Origin of the sequence: Dechloromonas sp. ZS-1 (genome assembly GCF_039649255.1) — a bacterium.
GTDB lineage: Bacteria > Pseudomonadota > Gammaproteobacteria > Burkholderiales > Rhodocyclaceae > Azonexus.
The window spans coordinates 240,333-257,732 of the sequence record NZ_JBDIYD010000004.1 but is presented as its reverse complement, the minus strand read 5'-3'; the positions used below and the strand labels follow the sequence as shown (position 1 = coordinate 257,732).

Here is a 17,400-nt window from a genome sequence, read left to right as displayed (position 1 = left end):
CAACACCTGTCAAACCAGGAAATCCAAAACAAAGCCAACCCATTCAAAGTCCCCGGTGGTGGGTCTGGCCCCTTGGGTGGCGCTGAGCAACGCAGGGCATTCGGGGAGGAGGGCTGGCGTTTGTCTGAGCCGAAGGCGAGTTTAGCCAGCCCCCCGAATGGCCGAGTAGCGGAAGGGACCCGCGTAGCGGGCGCCAACCTGGGGTCGCGTTTTCTTTGGCGACTTTCTTTTGGCGAGGCAAAAGAAAGTCTTCCCGCCGGTCAGCGGCGGAATACAGCGCATCAGCAACATCAGGAACGCCCATGCCGCCGGGATGCCCCTTGCGCCATGAATACCCACCGTTCAGCCCCAAATACCTCCGCCCAAAAGAAAACCGGCGCCGGACTCTGGGTCCTGACGCCGGTCATGCGATGCGCGTCTTCAGGAATCAGCGGCTGATGGCGCGATAGCCGATGTCCTTGCGGTATTGCATGCCATCCCAGGCGATCTGGGCGGCAGCTTCGTAGGCGGCTTTCTGGGCCAGCTTGACGTTCTCGCCGAGGGCGGTGACGCAGAGGACGCGGCCACCGGCCGTGACCACCTGACCGTCTTTTTCAGCGGTGCCGGCGTGGAAGACGTGGCAGTCTTCGGCAAAGCTGTTGCCCTTGGGCAGGCCACCGATGACGTCGCCCTTCTTCGGGGTGTCCGGGTAGTTGGCGGCGGCGAGGACGACGCCAAGCGCGATGCGGCGGTCCCATTCGGCTTCGATCTGGTCGAGGGTGCCGGCGATGCCGTGCTCGAGCAGGGTGACGAAGTCGGACTTCAGGCGCATCAGGATCGGCTGGGTTTCCGGGTCGCCCATGCGGCAGTTGAATTCCAGGGTCTTGACCGAGCCGTCCTTGCCGATCATCAGGCCGGCGTAGAGGAAGCCGGTGAAGGGGATGCCGTCGGCCAGCATGCCGCGTACGGTCGGCATGATGATCTCGCGCATGGCCTTGGCATGCACTTCCGGCGTGACGCACGGGGCCGGGGAGTAGGCACCCATGCCGCCGGTGTTCGGGCCCTGGTCGCCGTCGAAGATGCGTTTGTGGTCCTGGCTGGAGGCCAGGGCGAGCACGTTCTTGCCGTCGACCATGACGATGAAGCTGGCTTCTTCGCCGTCGAGGAATTCCTCGATCACGACGCGTGCACCGGCATCGCCCAGCTTGTTGCCGGAGAGCATGTCGTCGATGGCAGCGTGGGCTTCTTCGAGGCTCATGGCGACGACGACGCCCTTGCCGGCAGCGAGGCCATCGGCCTTGATGACGATGGGGGCGCCCTTGCGGTCAATGTAGGCGTGCGCGGCGGCGGCGTCCGAGAAGGTCTCGAATTCAGCGGTCGGGATGGCGTGGCGGGCCATGAAGCGCTTGGCGAAATCCTTGGAGGATTCGAGCTGGGCAGCTTCCTTGGTCGGGCCGAAGATCTTCAGGCCGCGGGCGCGGAAGACATTGACCACGCCGGCCGCCAGCGGGGCTTCCGGGCCGACCAGGGTGAGGTGAATCTTGTTCTGCTCGGCGAAATCAGCCAGGGCTTCCGGATCGGTGATGTTGATGTTTTCCAGCTCGTGCTCGCGGGCCGTGCCGGCATTGCCCGGGGCGACGTAGACCTTCTGCAGGCCGGGGGTCTGGGCCAGCTTCCAGGCCATGGCGTGCTCGCGGCCGCCGGAACCGATTACCAGTAGTTTCATGGCTGATCTCTTGTTGAAATGTTGTCGTGCTGTTCATTGCGGCATCCGCGCCCCAAGAGGTGCGCGGATGCGGGGAGAGGCTTAGTGGCGGAAGTGGCGGGTGCCGGTGAAGACCATGGCGATGCCATGCTCGTCGGCGGCCGCGATCACTTCTTCGTCACGCATCGAGCCACCCGGCTGGATGACGGCGACGGCACCGGCTTCGGCCAGCACATCGACGCCGTCGCGGAACGGGAAGAAGGCATCCGATGCCACGACCGAGCCCTTGAGGCCGAGACCGGCGTTCTGGGCCTTGATGCAGGCGATCTTGGTCGAGTCGACACGGCTCATCTGGCCGGCGCCGACGCCCAGGGTCATGCCGCCGCCGCAGAAGACGATGGCGTTGGACTTGACGAACTTGGCGACGCGCTCGGCGAAGAGCAGGTCTTCGATCTGCTGGGCAGTCGGCTGCACCTTGGTCACGACCTTGAGGCCGGAAGCCTGGGCGGTGAAGTCATCCGCCGTCTGGACGAGCAGGCCGCCGCCGACGCGCTTGAGTTCCAGCTTGTTGAGGTCACGGCCGAGCGGCACGACCAGCACGCGCAGATTGGCCTTGGCGGCCAGGGCGGCCTGGGCTTCAGCGGTGAAGGACGGGGCGATCAGCACTTCGACGAAGTGTTTGCGGGCGTTCATGGCCTCGACAACGTCCATGCCGACTTCGCCGTTGAAGGCGATGATGCCGCCGAAGGCGGAGGTGGAGTCGGTCTGGAAAGCCTTTTCGTAGGCGCCGAGCAGCTTGCCGTCAATGGCGACGCCGCACGGGTTGGCGTGCTTGACGATGACGCAGGCCGGCACGTCGAAGCTCTTGACGCATTCCCAGGCGGCATCGGAGTCGGCGATGTTGTTGTAGGACAGTTCCTTGCCCTGCAACTGGGTGTAGGCGGCGATGCTGCCCGGCAGCGCCACGGTGTCGCGGTAGAAGGCAGCTTGCTGGTGGGAGTTTTCGCCGTAGCGCAGGATTTCGGTGCGATCGAAAGCCAGTTGCAGCTTGGCCGGGAAGATCGACGGGGTCGGGGCGGCGTCGGCCGGCTTGGCTTCGGCACCGTCTTCCAGGCCGGTCAGCCAGTTGGCGATCATGCTGTCGTAACGGGCGGTGTGCGTGAAGGCCTTCTTGGCCAGGCCGAAACGGGTGGCCAATTGCAGCGCGCCGCCGTTGGCCTTCATTTCGGCGAGCAGCGGGGCGTAGTCTTCCGGATCGGTGACGATGGCGACGCCGGCGTAGTTCTTGGCCGAGGAACGGACCATGGCCGGACCGCCGATGTCGATGTTTTCAATCGCGTCTTCCAGCGTGACACCGGCCTTGGCGATGGTGGCTGCGAACGGGTAGAGGTTCACGCAGACCAGGTCGATGGTCGGGATGCCGTGGGCGTCGATGGTGGCCATGTGCTCGGCCAGGTCGCGACGGGCCAGGATGCCGCCATGCACCTTCGGGTGCAGGGTCTTGACGCGGCCGTCGAGCATTTCCGGGAAGCCGGTGTAGTCGCCGATTTCGGTGACGTCCAGGCCGGCGTCCTTGAGCATCTTGGCGGTGCCGCCGGTGGACAGCAGCTTGACGCCCTGGGCGGCGAGGCCTTGGGCGAATTCGAGAACACCCGTCTTGTCGGAGACGGAAATCAGCGCTTGTTTGATCGTCATGGTCGAACCAGGAAGTGAAGTGTCAGGAAAAAGTGGGTCGTTTTGAGGGCGTGGCGACGGTTGACCGTCGGGCAGACCGCTCAGAGCAACTGGTGTTCGGTGAGTTTCTTGCGCAGCGTGTTGCGGTTGATGCCAAGCATTTCCGCCGCCAGCGTCTGGTTGGCGCCGGCCTTGGCCAGCACGACTTCCAGCATCGGGCGTTCGACGCTTCTGAGGACCATGTCATAGATGGCGGAGGGTTTTTCTCCGTCCAGGTCCCGAAAATATTGTTCCAGTGCGGTCACGACGCACTTCCCCAAATCATGTTGGCTCATGCTGCCAACGCCTCCTCTGCTGTTTTGTTGTCTTCGTATTGCAGGTGCGCGTGTTCTTCCGCATAGCGCAGGAAGAAGCTGTCCACGGCAGTCCGCTGTTCTTCCAGGGTCGGCAGGGTGTTCATCACCTTGCGGAACGCCGCCGAGCCGATCAGGCCCTTCGTGTACCAGGAGATGTGCTTGCGGGCGACCTTGACCCCGGTTTCGACGCCGTAAAAGGCGTACAGGTCGTCGAGATGCGCCATCAGGATGGCGTGGATCTCGGCGACCGGTGCCGGCGGCAGCTTCTCGCCGGTTTTCAGGTAGTGCTCGATTTCGCGGAAGAGCCAGGGGCGGCCCTGGGCGGCGCGACCGATCATGATGCCGTCGGCGCCGGTCTTGTCGAGCACGAATTTGGCTTTTTCCGGCGTCGTGATGTCGCCATTGGCGATCACCGGAATCTTCACCAGCGTCTTCACATAGGCGATGGTGTCGTATTCGGCTTCCCCGGTGTATTGCTGGCAGCGCGTGCGGCCATGGATGGCGACGGCGCGGACGCCGGCCGATTCGGCAATGCGCGCGATGTTCGGGGCGTTCTTGTTGGCGATGTTCCAGCCGGTGCGGAATTTCAGCGTGACCGGCGTGTTCGGCACGGCGCCGACCACGGCATCGAGAATCTCGCCGACCAGCTGCTCGTGCTGCATCAGCGCGGAGCCGGCCATCACATTGCAGACCTTCTTGGCTGGGCAGCCCATGTTGATGTCGATGATCTGGGCGCCGTTATCGACGTTGTGCCTGGCCGCTTCGGCCATCATCTTCGGATCGGCCCCGGCGATCTGCACGGAGATCGGCTCGACTTCGCCGTCGTGATTGGCGCGGCGCAGGGTCTTGGCGCTGCCGTAGAGCAGGGAATTGGAGGTGACCATTTCCGAGACGGCCAGTCCGGCCCCCAATTTTTTGCACAGCTGGCGGAACGGACGATCCGTGACACCGGCCATCGGGGCGACGAAGAGGTTGTTGCGGAGTTGGAAACCGGCAAATTCCATGGGCGAGCGTGAGCCTTGTTGGGGTTCGGGGAAGCGCCGGATTATAGCGGATTCGGCGCTTAAAAAATAGTCAGGGGCGCCGCGATTTGCATCGGGGCGCCCCTGCTTGATGATTGATTTTTAATGACCTTTGAGCGCGTAGATGCCCGGTGCATTGCGCCAGTAGCCCTTGTAGTCCATGCCGCAGCCGAAGAGGAAGCGGTCCGGGATGTCGAGGCCGGAAAAGTCGGCGCGCATGCCGGGTTCGGCCTTGCGGTCGTGGTCCTTGTGCACCAGCACGGCGGTCAGGACGCGGGCGGCGCCTTCTTCCAGCAGGTACTGGCAAATCGCCTTCAGGGTGTGGCCTTCGTCGAGGATGTCGTCGACGACGAGCACGGTGCGGCCCTTGAGCTCCTGGGTCGGGCGCACGCGCCAGTCGAGCAGGCTCTTGCCCTGCAGTTGATGGCCGTAGCGGCTGGCGTGCAGGTAGGCGGATTCGAGCGGGAAATCGAGGCGGGCGAGCAGTCGACCGGCGACGATCAGGCCGCCGTTCATGACCGTGTAGACCAGCGGGTTGCTGTCGGCCAGTTCGGCGGTGATGGCGGCGGCCATCCGGTCGAGGGCGGCGTCCACTTCGGCGGGGCTGGCCAGGCAGTCGGCTTCGGCCATGGCCTGCTTGATTTCTTGCATCTCGTTCATCTCAGTGTCCTTCAAATTCGCAAACGGTAAAGACGGGCAGGCCGGCCTCCTTGAGCAGCACCGAGCCGCCGAGTTCCGGCAGGTCGACGATGGCGGCGGCTTCGACAATCTGACCGCCGAGGCGCTGGATGAGGTGGGCGCCGGCCATCATGGTGCCGCCGGTGGCGATCAGATCGTCGATCAGGAGCACGCGGTCGCCCGGCTTGATGGCATCGACGTGCATCTCGACGGTGGCGTTGCCGTATTCCAGCTCGTACTCCTCGCAGACGGTGGTGAAAGGCAGTTTGCCCTTTTTACGCACCGGCACGAAGCCCTTGTTCAACTGGTGGGCGACGACGGCACCCAGGATGAAGCCGCGCGCATCGATGCCGGCGATGACGTCGATCGGCGTTTCCATGTAGCGCAGGACGAAGGCGTCGACGAGCACGCGGAAGGCGCGCGGGTCTTGCAGCACGGGCGTGATGTCACGGAACTGGACGCCGGCTTGCGGCCAGTCCGGCACGGTCCGGATGCGGGCTTTCAGGTAGCCGGTGTCGGGCAGGGGGGCTCGGTCCACGGTCAACCTCTCAGAGCAGGGCAAATTTGGCGACGAAGGCGGCGGCAATGATCGCCACCGTTGGCGACACATCGCGGGCGCGGCCGGCCAGCACCTTGATGGCGACATAGGAAATGAAGCCGAAGGAAATGCCGTGCGCGATCGAGAAGGTGAACGGGATGGTGATGGCGGTGACGACGGCCGGGGTGGCTTCGGTCAGGTCATCCCATTCGATCTCGGCGAGGCCGCGCGACATCAGGATGGCGACGTAGCACAGGGCCGGGGCCGTGGCGTAGGCGGGCACGGTGCCGGCCAGCGGGGCGAACACGATGCAGCACAGGAAGAGCAGGGCGACGACGACGGCGGTCAGGCCGGTGCGGCCACCGGCCGCGGTACCCGCGGCGGATTCGATGTAGGCCGTGGTCGAGGAGGTGCCGAGCACGGCACCGGCGCTGATGGCGACGGAGTCGGCGAGCAGGGCCTTCTTCAGGCGCGGCAGCTTGCCGTCCTTGTCGAGCAGGCCGGCCCGGTGGCAGACGCCGACCAGGGTGCCGGAGGCGTCAAAGAGTTCGACCATGAAGAAGGTGAGCACGACGGCAAGCAGGCCGGCATTCAAGGCGCCGGCCAGGTCCAGCTGCATGAAGGTCGGCGCGAGCGACGGCGGAGCGGCGATGATGCCCTTGAACTCCACCAGGCCGAGCGCGACCGAGGCGCCGGTCACGGACAGAATGGCGATGATGATGGCGCCCGGCACCTTGCGGTACTCCAGCGCGGCGATCAGCATGAAGCCGGATGCGGCGAGGAGCGGGCCGGGGCTGCAGATGTCGCCGAGGGTGAGCAGGGTGGCCGGGTGGGCGGTGATCAGGCCAGCGTTCTTCAGGCCGATGATCGCGAGAAAGAGGCCGATCCCGGCGGAAATCGAATATTTGAGCGAGGTCGGAATGGCATTGACGATCCATTCGCGCACCTTGAAGAGGCTCAACAGGATGAACAGCCCGCCGGAAATGAGCACGGCGCCGAGGGCGGCCTGCCAGGTGTAGCCCATGCCCTGGACGACGGTGAAGGCGAAGTAAGCGTTGAGACCCATGGCCGGGGCCAGCGCCACCGGGTAATTGGCGTAGAGGCCCATGATCGCGGTGCCCAGCGCGGCGGCGAGGCAGGTGGCGACGAACACGGCATCGCGCGGCATGCCGGCGGCCGAGAGGATATCCGGGTTGACGAAGACGATGTAGGCCATCGTCAGGAAAGTGGTCAGGCCGGCGAGGACTTCGGTGCGAACCGTGGTGCCGTGGGCCTTGAGCTGGAAAAAGCGTTCGAGCATGGACCTGCTCCCGGAAAAAAGCGCTGGATTCTACAAGAATTCAATACCTTGCGGCATTGTGGTTTACACCAAGAAAAAACCGGTCGCGAGCAGGCTGGCAAAGACGAATTGCAGGGCGGCAGTCTGGGCCAGGAGCGTGTTGAAAACCGGCCCGGGCGGGGTACGCCAGAAGCGGTGGATCAGGTGCAGCGCGAGCGGCAGGGTGAGGGTGGGTAGCCAGAGCAGGCTGGTCGTGCCGCTGAGTGGCAGCAGCAGGCCGTACGGCAGCAGCATTTCCAGGGCGTAGAGCCAGCGCGTGGCCGGCCGGCCAAGCCTGACCGCCAGGGTGTGCTTGCCGCTGCGCTGATCGCCGTCGCGGTCGCGGTAGTTATTGACCGTGATCACCGCCGCCGCGTGCAGGCCGAGCAGGCTGGCCGCATGCAGCACCAGTGTGCTCAGGCTGCCGGTTTGCAGGTAATACGTCCCGCCGACGGCGACCAGGCCGAAAAAGACAAAAACGAAGCTTTCGCCGAGTGGACCGTAGGCGATGGGCCTGGGGCCGCTTGTGTAGGCCCAGCCCGCTGCCAGCGAAGCAAGGCCGATGGCCACGATGGGCCAGCCACCCAGCCAGACCAGATAGATGCCGCAGGCAAAGGCCAGGGCAAAGCAGGTCCAGGCCCCGGCGGCGACGGCGCGTGGGCTCAGCCAGCCTTCCGCCGTGGCGCGGCGGGGGCCAATGCGATCCGGCGTATCGGTGCCGCGCAGGAAGTCGCCGACATCGTTAAACAGGTTGGTCCCGATCTGGATGAAGGCGGCGCCCAGGGCAGCGGCGAGCAGGGGCAGGATGAGCAGGTGCTGCGTGTCATGCCAGGCCAGCGCTGCGCCGAGCAGCACGGGCGAGAGCGAAACCAGCAAGGTTTTGGGGCGGCAGGCGAGGAGCCAGGCGGTGGTGGTGTTCATGGCGGGAGGGTAATGGGCAGCCGGGCGGCTGCCCATTAGACAGATCAAGGCAGAGCGATCAAGGCCAGGCGCGGGCGCCCCAGATCATGCGTTTGGCGACGAAGTGGCGGGCCGGGGGAAAGACATCCAGCGCCAGCAGGCCAAGGCCGCGGGCCAGCTTGAGCGGCCCGCAGTCGTTGGAGAATGCTTTGACGATCTGGTCGGTGAAGAAGGCGCTGCCGCGGCGATCGAGGCGGCGGGCGCGCACGTAGCGGTCGAGTTCGGGCATCTCTGTGCCGTGGGTGTGGAGGATTTCGGCCAACTGCCAGGCATCGCGCAGGCCGAGGTTGAAGCCTTGTCCGGAGACCGGGTGCAGGGTCTGGGCGCTGTTGCCGACCCAGACTTCGCGGCCCTTGACCAGGGTGTCCCGCAGGCGCAGGGCGAGCGGAAAACGGCTGCGCTTGCCCGGCTTGGCGAAGCGCATGCCGCGTCCGAACTGGCGCTCCAGGGCGGCGATGAAGGCCTCGTCGTCGAGCGCCATCACCGCATCGGCTTTGTCTGGCGGCAGGGTGAAGACGATGGAGTATTCCTTGCCCAGCGGTAGCAGGGCGAGCGGGCCGTCCGGCGTGAAGCGTTCCCAGGCGCGCTGGTGGTGGCCGGCCAACGGCGTGACTTCGCAGATCACCGCGTGTTGGCCGTAATCCGCCACCGAGACGCCGTTTTCATCGCCCGGTGTGCCTTCCGCGTGGACCAGCAGATTGCAGCGCAGGCGGCGCAGCTGCCCGGCCTGGCGCAGGGCGACGGTGACACCGTCCGTGTCCGGTGCGATGTCGAGCAGTTCAGCCTCGGCGAGCAGGGCATCGGCGGCGAGGTTGGCGCTGAGGGCGGCGGCCAGGTCGCGGTAACGCACCACGTAGCCGAGCGCGGGCAGGGCGTAGTCGCTGCGGTCGATGAGGGTGCGGCCAAAGCCGTCCTTTTGCGAAACGTGGATGGTCTCGATCGAGGTGGCAGCGTGGATCGGCCAGCTCCGGATCTGTTCCAGCAACTGGCGTGCGCCGTGCGACAAGGCCAGGGCGCGCGGGTCGGCCTGCAGGGCGGCCGACGGTCGACGGTCCAAGAGCAGCGATTTCCGGCCGGCCGCAGCGAGGGCCAGGTGCAGGGTCATGCCGACCGGGCCGGCGCCGATGATCAGGGTGTCGACGGTCTCGAGCGGCGTCTCAGTCATGGCGCATGACCTCTTCGATTTCCGCCACGGTTTTCGGGGCGCTGGTATAGACGTCGCAGCCGCTGGCGGTGACGCGCACGTCGTCTTCGATGCGGATGCCGATGCCGGCCAGTTCGGGCGGGATGTCGGCGCCTGGGCGGATGTAGAGGCCGGGTTCGACGGTCAGGGTCATGCCCGGCTGCAACACGGCCCAGGCGTCGCCTGTCTTGTATTCGCCGGCATCGTGCACGTCGAGGCCGAGCCAGTGGCCGGTACGGTGCATGTAGAAGCGGCGGAAATCGCTTTTTTCGATCAGGTTGTCGAGGTTGCCGCTGAGTAGCTTGAGGTCGATCAGGCCCTGGGTCAGGACGCGGACGGCCGCATCGTGCCCGGCCATGAAGTGCTGGCCCGGCGCGGTGGCGGCAAAGGCTGCATCCTGCGCGGCCAGTACGATTTCGTAGACGTCCTTCTGAGCCGGCGTGAAGCGCCCATTGACCGGGAAGGTGCGGGTGATGTCGGCGGCGTAGCCACGCACTTCGCAGCCGGCATCGATCAGGACCAGGCTGTGGTCATTGAGCAGCTTGTCGTTCTCGACGTAATGCAGGACGCAGGCGTTGGCGCCGCCGGCCACGATGGGCGTGTAGGCGTGCGCGTCGGCGCCGCGTTTGCGGAACGCGTAAGTCAGTTCGGCTTCGAGTTCGTATTCGGCCATGCCGGGGCGGCAGGCGCGCATGGCGCGGGCGTGGCCGGCGCTGGCGATGTCGGCCGCCTGTTGCATGAGGTCCAGCTCGGCGCCATCCTTGATCAGGCGCATCGCATCCAGTTCGGCGCGCAGGTCGTGGATGGCGCGCGGCGCACGTTTGCCGGCCCGGGTCTGAGCGCGCACGGCATTGAGCGCCTGGCTGATCCGGGCATCCCAGCCGGCATCGTGGCCGATGCTGTGCCAGAGGCTGTCACGGTCGACCAGTAATTCGGGCAGGATTTTGTCGAAGGCTTCGATCGAATAGGCAGCGTCAAACCCGAAGGCCGTCTTGGCCGCCTTGGGCCCGTAACGGTAGCCGTCCCAGATTTCACGTTCTGCGTGCTTGTCGCGGCAGAACAGGATGGACTTCGCCTTCTTGCCCGGCTGTGCGCCGACGAGCACGACCACGGCTTCCGGTTCGGGGAAGCCGGTGAGGTACCAGAAGTAGCTGTCGAAACGGTAGGGGTAGTGCGCGTCGCGGTTGCGCACGACTTCCGGCGCGGTCGGGATCACCGCGACCCCGTTGCCGATGGCCTTCAGAAGACGTTTGCGGCGGGCGAGAAAATGGGCGTGGGTCATGCGCTTTGCAACTCCTGATCCAGTTCGGCCAAGCGGGCCGGGGTGCCGACATCCACCCAGCGTCCGCGGTGGATGTCGCCCTGCAGTGTGCCGGCGGCGATGGCGGCGTCGAGCAGCGGGCGCAGCTTCATCGGCTGGTGCGCCGGAACGTCGCGGAAGAGCGCCGGGTCATAGATGCCGATCCCGGCATAGGTGAAGGTCGCGTCATCGCGGGCGAGGGTGATGTGCCCGCCGTCCAGCGAAAAATCGCCGCGGGTGTGGTGCGCCGGGTTGGGTACGAGCAGCAGACGGGCGCCGGCGGTGGGGCATGTTGGTCTGTTTCCGACGGTCGACCGGCAGAAATGGCCAAAATCCACATCGCACCAGACATCGCCATTCACCACCAGAAAGGGGGCCGTGCCGAGCAGGGGTAGCGCGGTGGCGATGCCGCCAGCCGTTTCGAGGGCGCCCGGCGGCTCCGGGGAGTAACGCAGAGTGAGTCCCCACTGCTCGCCTGTGCCCAGCGTGGCTTCGATTTGCTCGCCGAGGTGGGCGTGGTTGATGACCACCTCCCGAAAGCCGGCCGCCGCCAGTTTTTCCAGGTGCCAGACGATCAGCGGCTTGCCGCCCACCGTCAGCAAGGGCTTGGGCGTGTGGTCGGTGAGCGGGCGCATGCGTTCGCCGCGCCCGGCGGCCAGGATCATGGCTTTCATGGTTTATTTGTAGCGGTAGCCGATCAGGTCCGTCTGGCCGTCGATGCGGTCGAGCAGGTTGAGCAGCGGCTTCAGCTGGATGTAGCGGCTGGCGGTCTTCTTGGCATAAGTCATGAAGCGCGGCAGGTCTTCGATGTACTTGTCCTTGCCGTCGCGGTACTTGAGGCGGCAGAAGATGCCGAGCACCTTGAGGTGGCGCTGCAGGCCCATCAGTTCGTATTCGCGGAAAAAGGCACCGAAGTCCTCGCGCACAGGCAGACCGGCGGCGCGGGCTTTTTCCCAATAGCGGACGACCCAGTCGATTTCCTGTTCCTCATCCCAGGAGATGAAGGCGTCGCGGAACAGCGAAACCACGTCGTAGGTGATCGGGCCATAGACGGCGTCCTGGAAGTCGATGATGCCCGGGGTCAGCGTGGCTTCGCTTTCGACGACCATCAGGTTGCGCGGCATGAAGTCGCGGTGCACGAACACCTTGGGCTGATTCAGCGCGCTGTTGATCAGGAACTTGAAGGTCCGGTCGAGCATGGAGCGGTCGTCCTCGGAGAGCTCGAGGTTCAGATGGCGGCCAAGGAACCATTCCGGGAAAAGATCGAGTTCGCGCCGCAGCAGGTGGCCGTCGTAAGGCGGCAGGGTGGCGGCCGTCGAGGCGAGTTGCCACTGGACGAGCACGTCGAGCACCGGGCGCATCAGGGTGTCGGCGAGCGAGAGGTCGGCATTCAGGGCGTCGAGATAGCCGATACGGCCGAGATCGGTGAGCACCAGGAAACCGTTGTCGAGGTCCTGGTCCAGAATGCGCGGCGCGGCCAGTTTGGCCTTGGCGAGCAGGCCGGCGACGTGAATGAAGGGCTTGCAGTCTTCTTTTTCCGGTGGGGCATCCATCAGGATGCGCGTCGTGCCATCCGGCCAGGTCAGGCGGAAATAGCGGCGGAAGCTGGCATCGGCCGAAGCGGGGGTGATCTGGACGGATTGATTCGGGAAACGTTGGGCGACCCAATCGGTCACCAGTTGATCGCGCGAGAGAGCTTCCATGGGTGGGCAGCCAGTGTTCGTTGTAAAATGCCCGGATTTTAACACTCGGGCATCGGCCATTCCGGTCCCGGATATCAGCCTGACCCATGCCCGGATTTGCCCGCCGTCCCCTCGCCCTGCTGGTCTGTTGCCTCTTTGCCGGCACGCAGACGGCGCACGCGGCTGTCGAAGCCAGCCATCCGGTGGTGCCCGCTGTTCCCGCTACGAACAGTGTTGCCCCCTCTGCGGAGCCCGCAGAATCGGCGCTGGATACCACACCGGTCAAGCTCCGCATGGAGCGTAAGTTCAACCGACTGGCCCGGCCAAAGCCGACGGCCCCGCTGATCGGCGGCGGATCGTTCCTGTCGCCTGCGCCAACCCCCGAACTGAAGCGGGACGACGCCTATCCGATGTTCATCGTGGCGGATCAGATGGAAGGGCACGCGGATGATGTGACCGATGCCGAGGGTAATGTCGAGTTGCGCAAGACGGGCTCCCTGCTTTTTTCCGATAAATTGCGCTACTGGCCGCTGGACGACGAGATCGAGGCAACGGGTAATGTCCGCCTGGAGCAGGAAGGTGCCGAAGTCGAGGCCCCCTATCTGCGCATGAAACTCTCGGAGCAGATCGGCTACGCCGAAAAGGCGCGTTATTACTTTACGCGTGAGGTGGATAATCGCTTCTTCGCGCCGCAGCAATTGACCGTTACGGTTGCCAGTTCGAACGCCAGTACCTCGAGTAACTCTGGCGCCCCCATGATGCTCAATATCCCGGGGAATTACGGCTTGCCGACGACACTGCGCGAGCGTCGCCTCTCGGAGGCTTCCGGCGAGGCGGAGCGGATCGATTTCGAAGGGGAGAATCAGATCCGGCTGACTTCGGGCAGCTACTCAACCTGCAAACCCGGCGAGCGTGACTGGTATCTGGAGGCTGACTCGACGCTTCTGGACTACGATCAGGATCAGGGCGTTGCCGATAACGCCGTGCTGCGTTTCAAGGGGGTTCCCCTGTTCTACGCGCCGAAAGCGACTTTTCCGCTGAACCATCAGCGTCAGTCCGGCTTCCTGCATCCCTTCTGGTCTGCATCATCGCGCACCGGCTTCGATGTGACGGTGCCCTATTACTGGTCGATCGCGCCGAACTATGACCTGACGCTGAATCCGCGTTACATGAGCAAGCACGGGATGCAGTTGGCAGGGGAATTCCGTTATTTTGACCAGAACACGCCGCTGAGTAATTGGCGGGCGGAATACTTGCCCGAAGACGATGCAACAGGGAAGTCGCGCTATGGCTACTGGATCCAGCATCAGCAGAATCTGGGGCAAGGGGTCTCGGCTGCGATCAACTGGCAAGGGGTGTCGGACGATAAGTACTGGGTGGATATGACCTCCCGCCTGCTGCAGACTTCGCAGGTCCAGTTGCCCCGTCAGGTGGTGCTGGGCTATTCGCCGGCGTCGTGGTTGCAGACCAATATGCAGGTGTTGCGCTACCAGACGCTTTCGCCAGACCCCGCCAATCCGGTGACGCGCCCGTACTTCATCGAGCCGCAGCTGAACCTCTTCGGGTACAAAGCCAATGTATTCAAGACGGATATGTCCGTTGTTGGCCAATACACGCGCTTTACGCACGATGATGTCCTGAACAAGGATCGCGGCGATCGCATGGTCTTTTATCCGCAGATGTCGCTGCCGGTGGTGGCGCCAGGCTTCCAGATTATCCCCAAAGTCGGCATGCACATGACCAGCTATGCGCTGGATCGCGCGACCGTCAATCTGGCCGAAGCGGATCGCATCAACCGTGTGCTGCCAACCTTTACGCTGGATTCCACGGTCTTTTTCGAGCGAGAGACTTCGCTGGCGGGCAAGGGCTATATTCAGACGCTGGAACCACGTCTGTATTACGTCAATATTCCCTACAAAAATCAGAGCAACATCCCGGTATTTGACTCTGGCCTGACTGATTTCAACTTCGCCCAGATTTTCGCCGAGAACCGTTATAGCGGTTACGACCGCTTGAACGATGCGAATCAGCTGACGGCAGCCGTGACGACCCGCATGCTGGATGCGGAAACCGGGGCTGAGCGTTTCAAGGCCATGCTGGGGCAGCGTTACTACTTCAAGCCGCAACGTGTCGGCTTGCCGACCGAAACCTTGCGGACAGAGGATTCCTCGAACCTGGTGGCGGCGGTCAACGGCCTGGTGGCACCGAAAACCTATGGCGATGTCGCCTGGGAATACAATTATCGTGACAGCGTCAGCGAGCGTTTTTCCGCCGGCATACGCTATCAGCCCGAACTCGGCAAAGCCCTGAGCGCCAGCTATCGCTACGTGCGCGATCCGCTAACGGGTAACTCCACCGTTGATCAGATCGATCTGGCCGGTCAGTGGCCGTTGTCGGCGCAGTGGTATGCCGTGGGGCGTTACAACTACTCCCTGCGTGACAAACAACTGCTCGAAGCCATCGCCGGCCTTGAGTACAACGCCGGCTGCTGGGCGACCCGTGTTGTCGCCCAGCGTCTGGAAGCCATTGCAGGCACCCCGAATACCACGGTATTTTTCCAGCTTGAATTGCTCGACTTCGCCAGCATCGGCTCCAACCCGATGGGCCTTCTGCGGCGCAGTATTCCCGGTTATGGCAAGACCAACGAAATGCCGACCTCCAGCGTGATGCCTTCTTATCGATAATGACCATGTTCACTCCTTTTCTGCGCTCCTGTCTCATTCTGGCCGCCCTGCTGGCGACTGCTGTCCCGACCGCGCAAGCAGCGCGTGAGCCGGTCGAAGCAGACCGCATCGTGGCGGTGGTGGGCGATGAGGTGATTACCTATCGCGAACTCAAGGCCCGTCTGGTGACCGCACTGAAGCAGTTGCAAAAGCAGGGCACGCCCTTGCCGCCGGAAGACGTGCTGGAAGGCCAGATGCTGGAACGCCTGATCATGGACCGGGCCCAGTTGCTGTACGCCAAGGAAAGCGGCCTGCGCATCGACGATGCCCAGCTCGACCAGGCGATCACCCGCATTGCTGCAAACAACAAGATGACGCCGCAGCAGTTCCGCCAGGCGCTGGAAAAGGATGGCATCGCCTATCCGCGGTTCCGCGAGGAAATCCGGGGCGAAATGACCATGGCCCGTCTGCGTGAGCGTGAGGTCGATAGCCGTCTCGTCATCTCCGACAGCGAAATCGACAACTACCTGGCCAACCAGGCAGCATCGGGCAACCAGGAAGAGTTCCAGCTGGCACACATCCTGTTGCGTGCACCGGAATCGGCCACGCCGGAGCAGATTCAGAAACTGCGTCAGCGGGCTGAACTGGCCCTCAAGCGGGCCAAGGCCGGTGAAAATTTTGCCGAACTGACGGCAGCCTATTCCGACGCACCCGATGCGCTGCAGGGTGGCGAACTCGGCTGGCGCTCTCCGGATCGTCTGCCGGCGCTGTACGCTGAAACGGCCACGCGCCTGCAACTCGGCGCGGTGAGCGATCTGGTACGTTCCTCGGCCGGTTTTCACATCATCAAGCTGGTTGCCAAGCGCGGTGGCGCGGCCCCGGCTGCGGTTCAACAAACCCGTGCCCGGCACATCCTGATCCGTATCAACGAGATTGTTTCGGAGTCCGAAGCCCGCCGCAAACTGGAGAATGTGCGTGAGCGCATCAGCCATGGCGCCGACTTTGCCGAACAGGCCCGCCTCTATTCCCAGGATGGCTCGGCGCCCAAGGGCGGCGATCTGGGCTGGCTCAATCCAGGCGATACCGTGCCGGAGTTCGAGCGTGCCATGGATGCGCTGAAGCCGGGCGAGGTCAGCACGGTCATCCAGTCGCCGTTCGGTCTCCATCTGATCCAGGTGCAGGAGCGTCGCGAGCGCGATGTCTCGGCCGAGCGTCAGCGCGCGGTGGCCCGTCAGGCGCTGCGTGAGCGCAAGCTGGACGATGCCTATCAGGATTGGTTGCGTCAGCTGCGCGACCGCACCTACGTCGAAAACCGCCTGCAGGAACAATGATGCAGCCGCTCATCGCCGTCACCAGCGGCGAACCGGCCGGAATCGGGCCGGAGCTCTGTCTGCGCCTTGCCGGGCCGCAGGCCGATGCGCGCATCGTTGTACTCGGCGATCGCCATCTGCTGGCTGAGCGTGCTGCCCAACTCGACCTTGATGTACACCTGATTGATTACGAGGCGGCCCTTGCCGTCGATCAGCCGCTTGCCCCGCAGGCCCTCGTCGTCTGCCATGTGCCGCTGCGTACGGCGTCTGTGGCGGGTGAGCTGGAGACGGTCAACGGCCCCTACGTGCTCGAATTGCTCGATCGCGCGCTGGCGGGTTGTCAGTCCGGTGAGTTTGCGGCGATGGCCACCGCGCCTGTGCACAAGGGCGTGATCAACGCCGCCGGTATCCCGTTTACCGGTCATACGGAATATCTGGCCGACGAAACCGGGACGCCGCTGGTCGTCATGATGCTTGCCGGGGATACGCCGCGCGGTCCGCTGCGCGTTGCGCTCGCGACGACCCATCTGCCGCTCAAGGATGTTCCGGCGGCGATTACGGCAGATGTCCTGACGCGCACCCTGCGCATCCTCGATGCCGACCTCAAAACCAAGTACGGCATTGCCCGGCCGCGCATCCTCGTGGCCGGTCTCAATCCCCATGCCGGCGAGGGGGGCTACCTCGGGCGCGAGGAGATCGAGGTCATCACCCCGGTCCTGGCGCAGCTGCGTGCCGAGGGTATGGACCTGTCCGGGCCGCATCCGGCCGATACGATGTTTACCCCGCCAGTGCTCGCGCAGGGCGATGCCGTGCTCGCGATGTACCACGACCAGGGGCTGACGGCGCTCAAGTACGCCACGTTCGGCCATGGCATCAATGTCACGCTCGGCTTGCCCATCATCCGTACCTCGGTCGATCATGGTACTGCCCTTGAACTCGCCGGCACCGGCCGTGCCGACCCCGGCAGCCTGTTTGAAGCCGTGGCTGAGGCCGCGCGCATGGCGCGTTGCAGCCAGCCTCTACGCTAGAAAG

The 17,400-nt window shown here is 64.4% G+C and carries 15 protein-coding genes; 3 read left to right on the top strand and 12 right to left on the bottom strand.

Annotated features, from left to right (window positions below; translation table 11 throughout):
• Window positions 1-427: 427 nt before the first annotated feature.
• The 12 genes from purD to AACO21_RS08565 all read right to left on the bottom strand — a co-directional run bounded on the left by purD (window position 428) and on the right by AACO21_RS08565 (window position 12,416).
• Entirely contained in the window at window positions 428-1,705 is a 1,278-nt protein-coding gene (gene purD, locus AACO21_RS08620; protein ID WP_346192107.1) for a phosphoribosylamine--glycine ligase, read from the bottom strand.
• 81 nt (window positions 1,706-1,786) lie between these two features.
• Window positions 1,787-3,379: a bifunctional phosphoribosylaminoimidazolecarboxamide formyltransferase/IMP cyclohydrolase gene (purH, locus tag AACO21_RS08615; protein ID WP_346192106.1), complete on the bottom strand. Its 1,593-nt coding sequence runs from the start codon at window positions 3,377-3,379 to the stop codon at window positions 1,787-1,789.
• An 80-nt stretch (window positions 3,380-3,459) separates the two neighbouring features.
• The gene (locus AACO21_RS08610; protein WP_346192105.1) at window positions 3,460-3,693 is read right to left on the bottom strand and encodes a Fis family transcriptional regulator; all 234 of its coding nucleotides are present in this window, start codon (window positions 3,691-3,693) and stop codon (window positions 3,460-3,462) included.
• Window positions 3,690-4,718: a tRNA dihydrouridine synthase DusB gene (gene dusB / locus AACO21_RS08605; RefSeq protein ID WP_346192104.1), complete on the bottom strand. Its 1,029-nt coding sequence runs from the start codon at window positions 4,716-4,718 to the stop codon at window positions 3,690-3,692. The genes AACO21_RS08610 and dusB overlap by 4 nt, the downstream gene beginning before the upstream one ends.
• A 120-nt stretch (window positions 4,719-4,838) precedes the next feature.
• Window positions 4,839-5,396, bottom strand: coding sequence for a hypoxanthine-guanine phosphoribosyltransferase (locus tag AACO21_RS08600; RefSeq protein ID WP_346192103.1), 558 nt, complete (start codon window positions 5,394-5,396; stop codon window positions 4,839-4,841).
• Between the two features lies 1 nt (window position 5,397).
• Complete coding sequence (locus AACO21_RS08595) at window positions 5,398-5,952, bottom strand: adenine phosphoribosyltransferase (protein WP_346192102.1); 555 nt, start codon at window positions 5,950-5,952, stop codon at window positions 5,398-5,400.
• A 10-nt stretch (window positions 5,953-5,962) separates the two neighbouring features.
• Complete coding sequence (locus AACO21_RS08590; RefSeq protein WP_346192101.1) at window positions 5,963-7,252, bottom strand: NCS2 family permease; 1,290 nt, start codon at window positions 7,250-7,252, stop codon at window positions 5,963-5,965.
• A gap of 63 nt (window positions 7,253-7,315) precedes the next feature.
• Window positions 7,316-8,191: a 1,4-dihydroxy-2-naphthoate polyprenyltransferase gene (locus tag AACO21_RS08585; protein WP_346192100.1), complete on the bottom strand. Its 876-nt coding sequence runs from the start codon at window positions 8,189-8,191 to the stop codon at window positions 7,316-7,318.
• Between the two features lie 58 nt (window positions 8,192-8,249).
• On the bottom strand, window positions 8,250-9,395 hold the full coding sequence (locus tag AACO21_RS08580; protein ID WP_346192099.1) for an FAD-dependent monooxygenase: 1,146 nt from the start codon (window positions 9,393-9,395) through the stop codon (window positions 8,250-8,252).
• The gene (locus AACO21_RS08575; RefSeq protein ID WP_346192098.1) at window positions 9,388-10,695 is read right to left on the bottom strand and encodes an aminopeptidase P N-terminal domain-containing protein; all 1,308 of its coding nucleotides are present in this window, start codon (window positions 10,693-10,695) and stop codon (window positions 9,388-9,390) included. Before AACO21_RS08575 ends, AACO21_RS08580 begins: the two co-directional genes overlap by 8 nt.
• Window positions 10,692-11,387 carry an N-acetylmuramate alpha-1-phosphate uridylyltransferase MurU gene (gene murU / locus AACO21_RS08570; protein WP_346192097.1) on the bottom strand — a complete coding sequence of 232 codons (696 nt, stop codon included), beginning with the start codon at window positions 11,385-11,387 and terminating at the stop codon, window positions 10,692-10,694. Before murU ends, AACO21_RS08575 begins: the two co-directional genes overlap by 4 nt.
• A gap of 3 nt (window positions 11,388-11,390) precedes the next feature.
• A complete protein-coding gene (locus AACO21_RS08565) occupies window positions 11,391-12,416 on the bottom strand; it encodes a phosphotransferase (protein ID WP_346192096.1) in 1,026 nt (341 codons plus the stop codon).
• An 86-nt stretch (window positions 12,417-12,502) separates the two neighbouring features.
• Here AACO21_RS08565 and AACO21_RS08560 point away from each other — a divergent pair, with 86 nt between their 5' ends.
• From AACO21_RS08560 to pdxA, 3 genes are read left to right on the top strand one after another with little or no spacing between them, the layout of a single operon-like run.
• Window positions 12,503-15,079, top strand: a complete 2,577-nt coding sequence (locus AACO21_RS08560) for an LPS-assembly protein LptD (protein ID WP_346192095.1) — start codon at window positions 12,503-12,505, stop codon at window positions 15,077-15,079.
• A gap of 5 nt (window positions 15,080-15,084) precedes the next feature.
• On the top strand, window positions 15,085-16,389 hold the full coding sequence (locus AACO21_RS08555; RefSeq protein WP_346192094.1) for a peptidylprolyl isomerase: 1,305 nt from the start codon (window positions 15,085-15,087) through the stop codon (window positions 16,387-16,389).
• Window positions 16,389-17,396, top strand: a complete 1,008-nt coding sequence (gene pdxA / locus AACO21_RS08550) for a 4-hydroxythreonine-4-phosphate dehydrogenase PdxA (protein WP_346192113.1) — start codon at window positions 16,389-16,391, stop codon at window positions 17,394-17,396. The genes AACO21_RS08555 and pdxA overlap by 1 nt, the downstream gene beginning before the upstream one ends.
• Window positions 17,397-17,400: the final 4 nt, after the last annotated feature.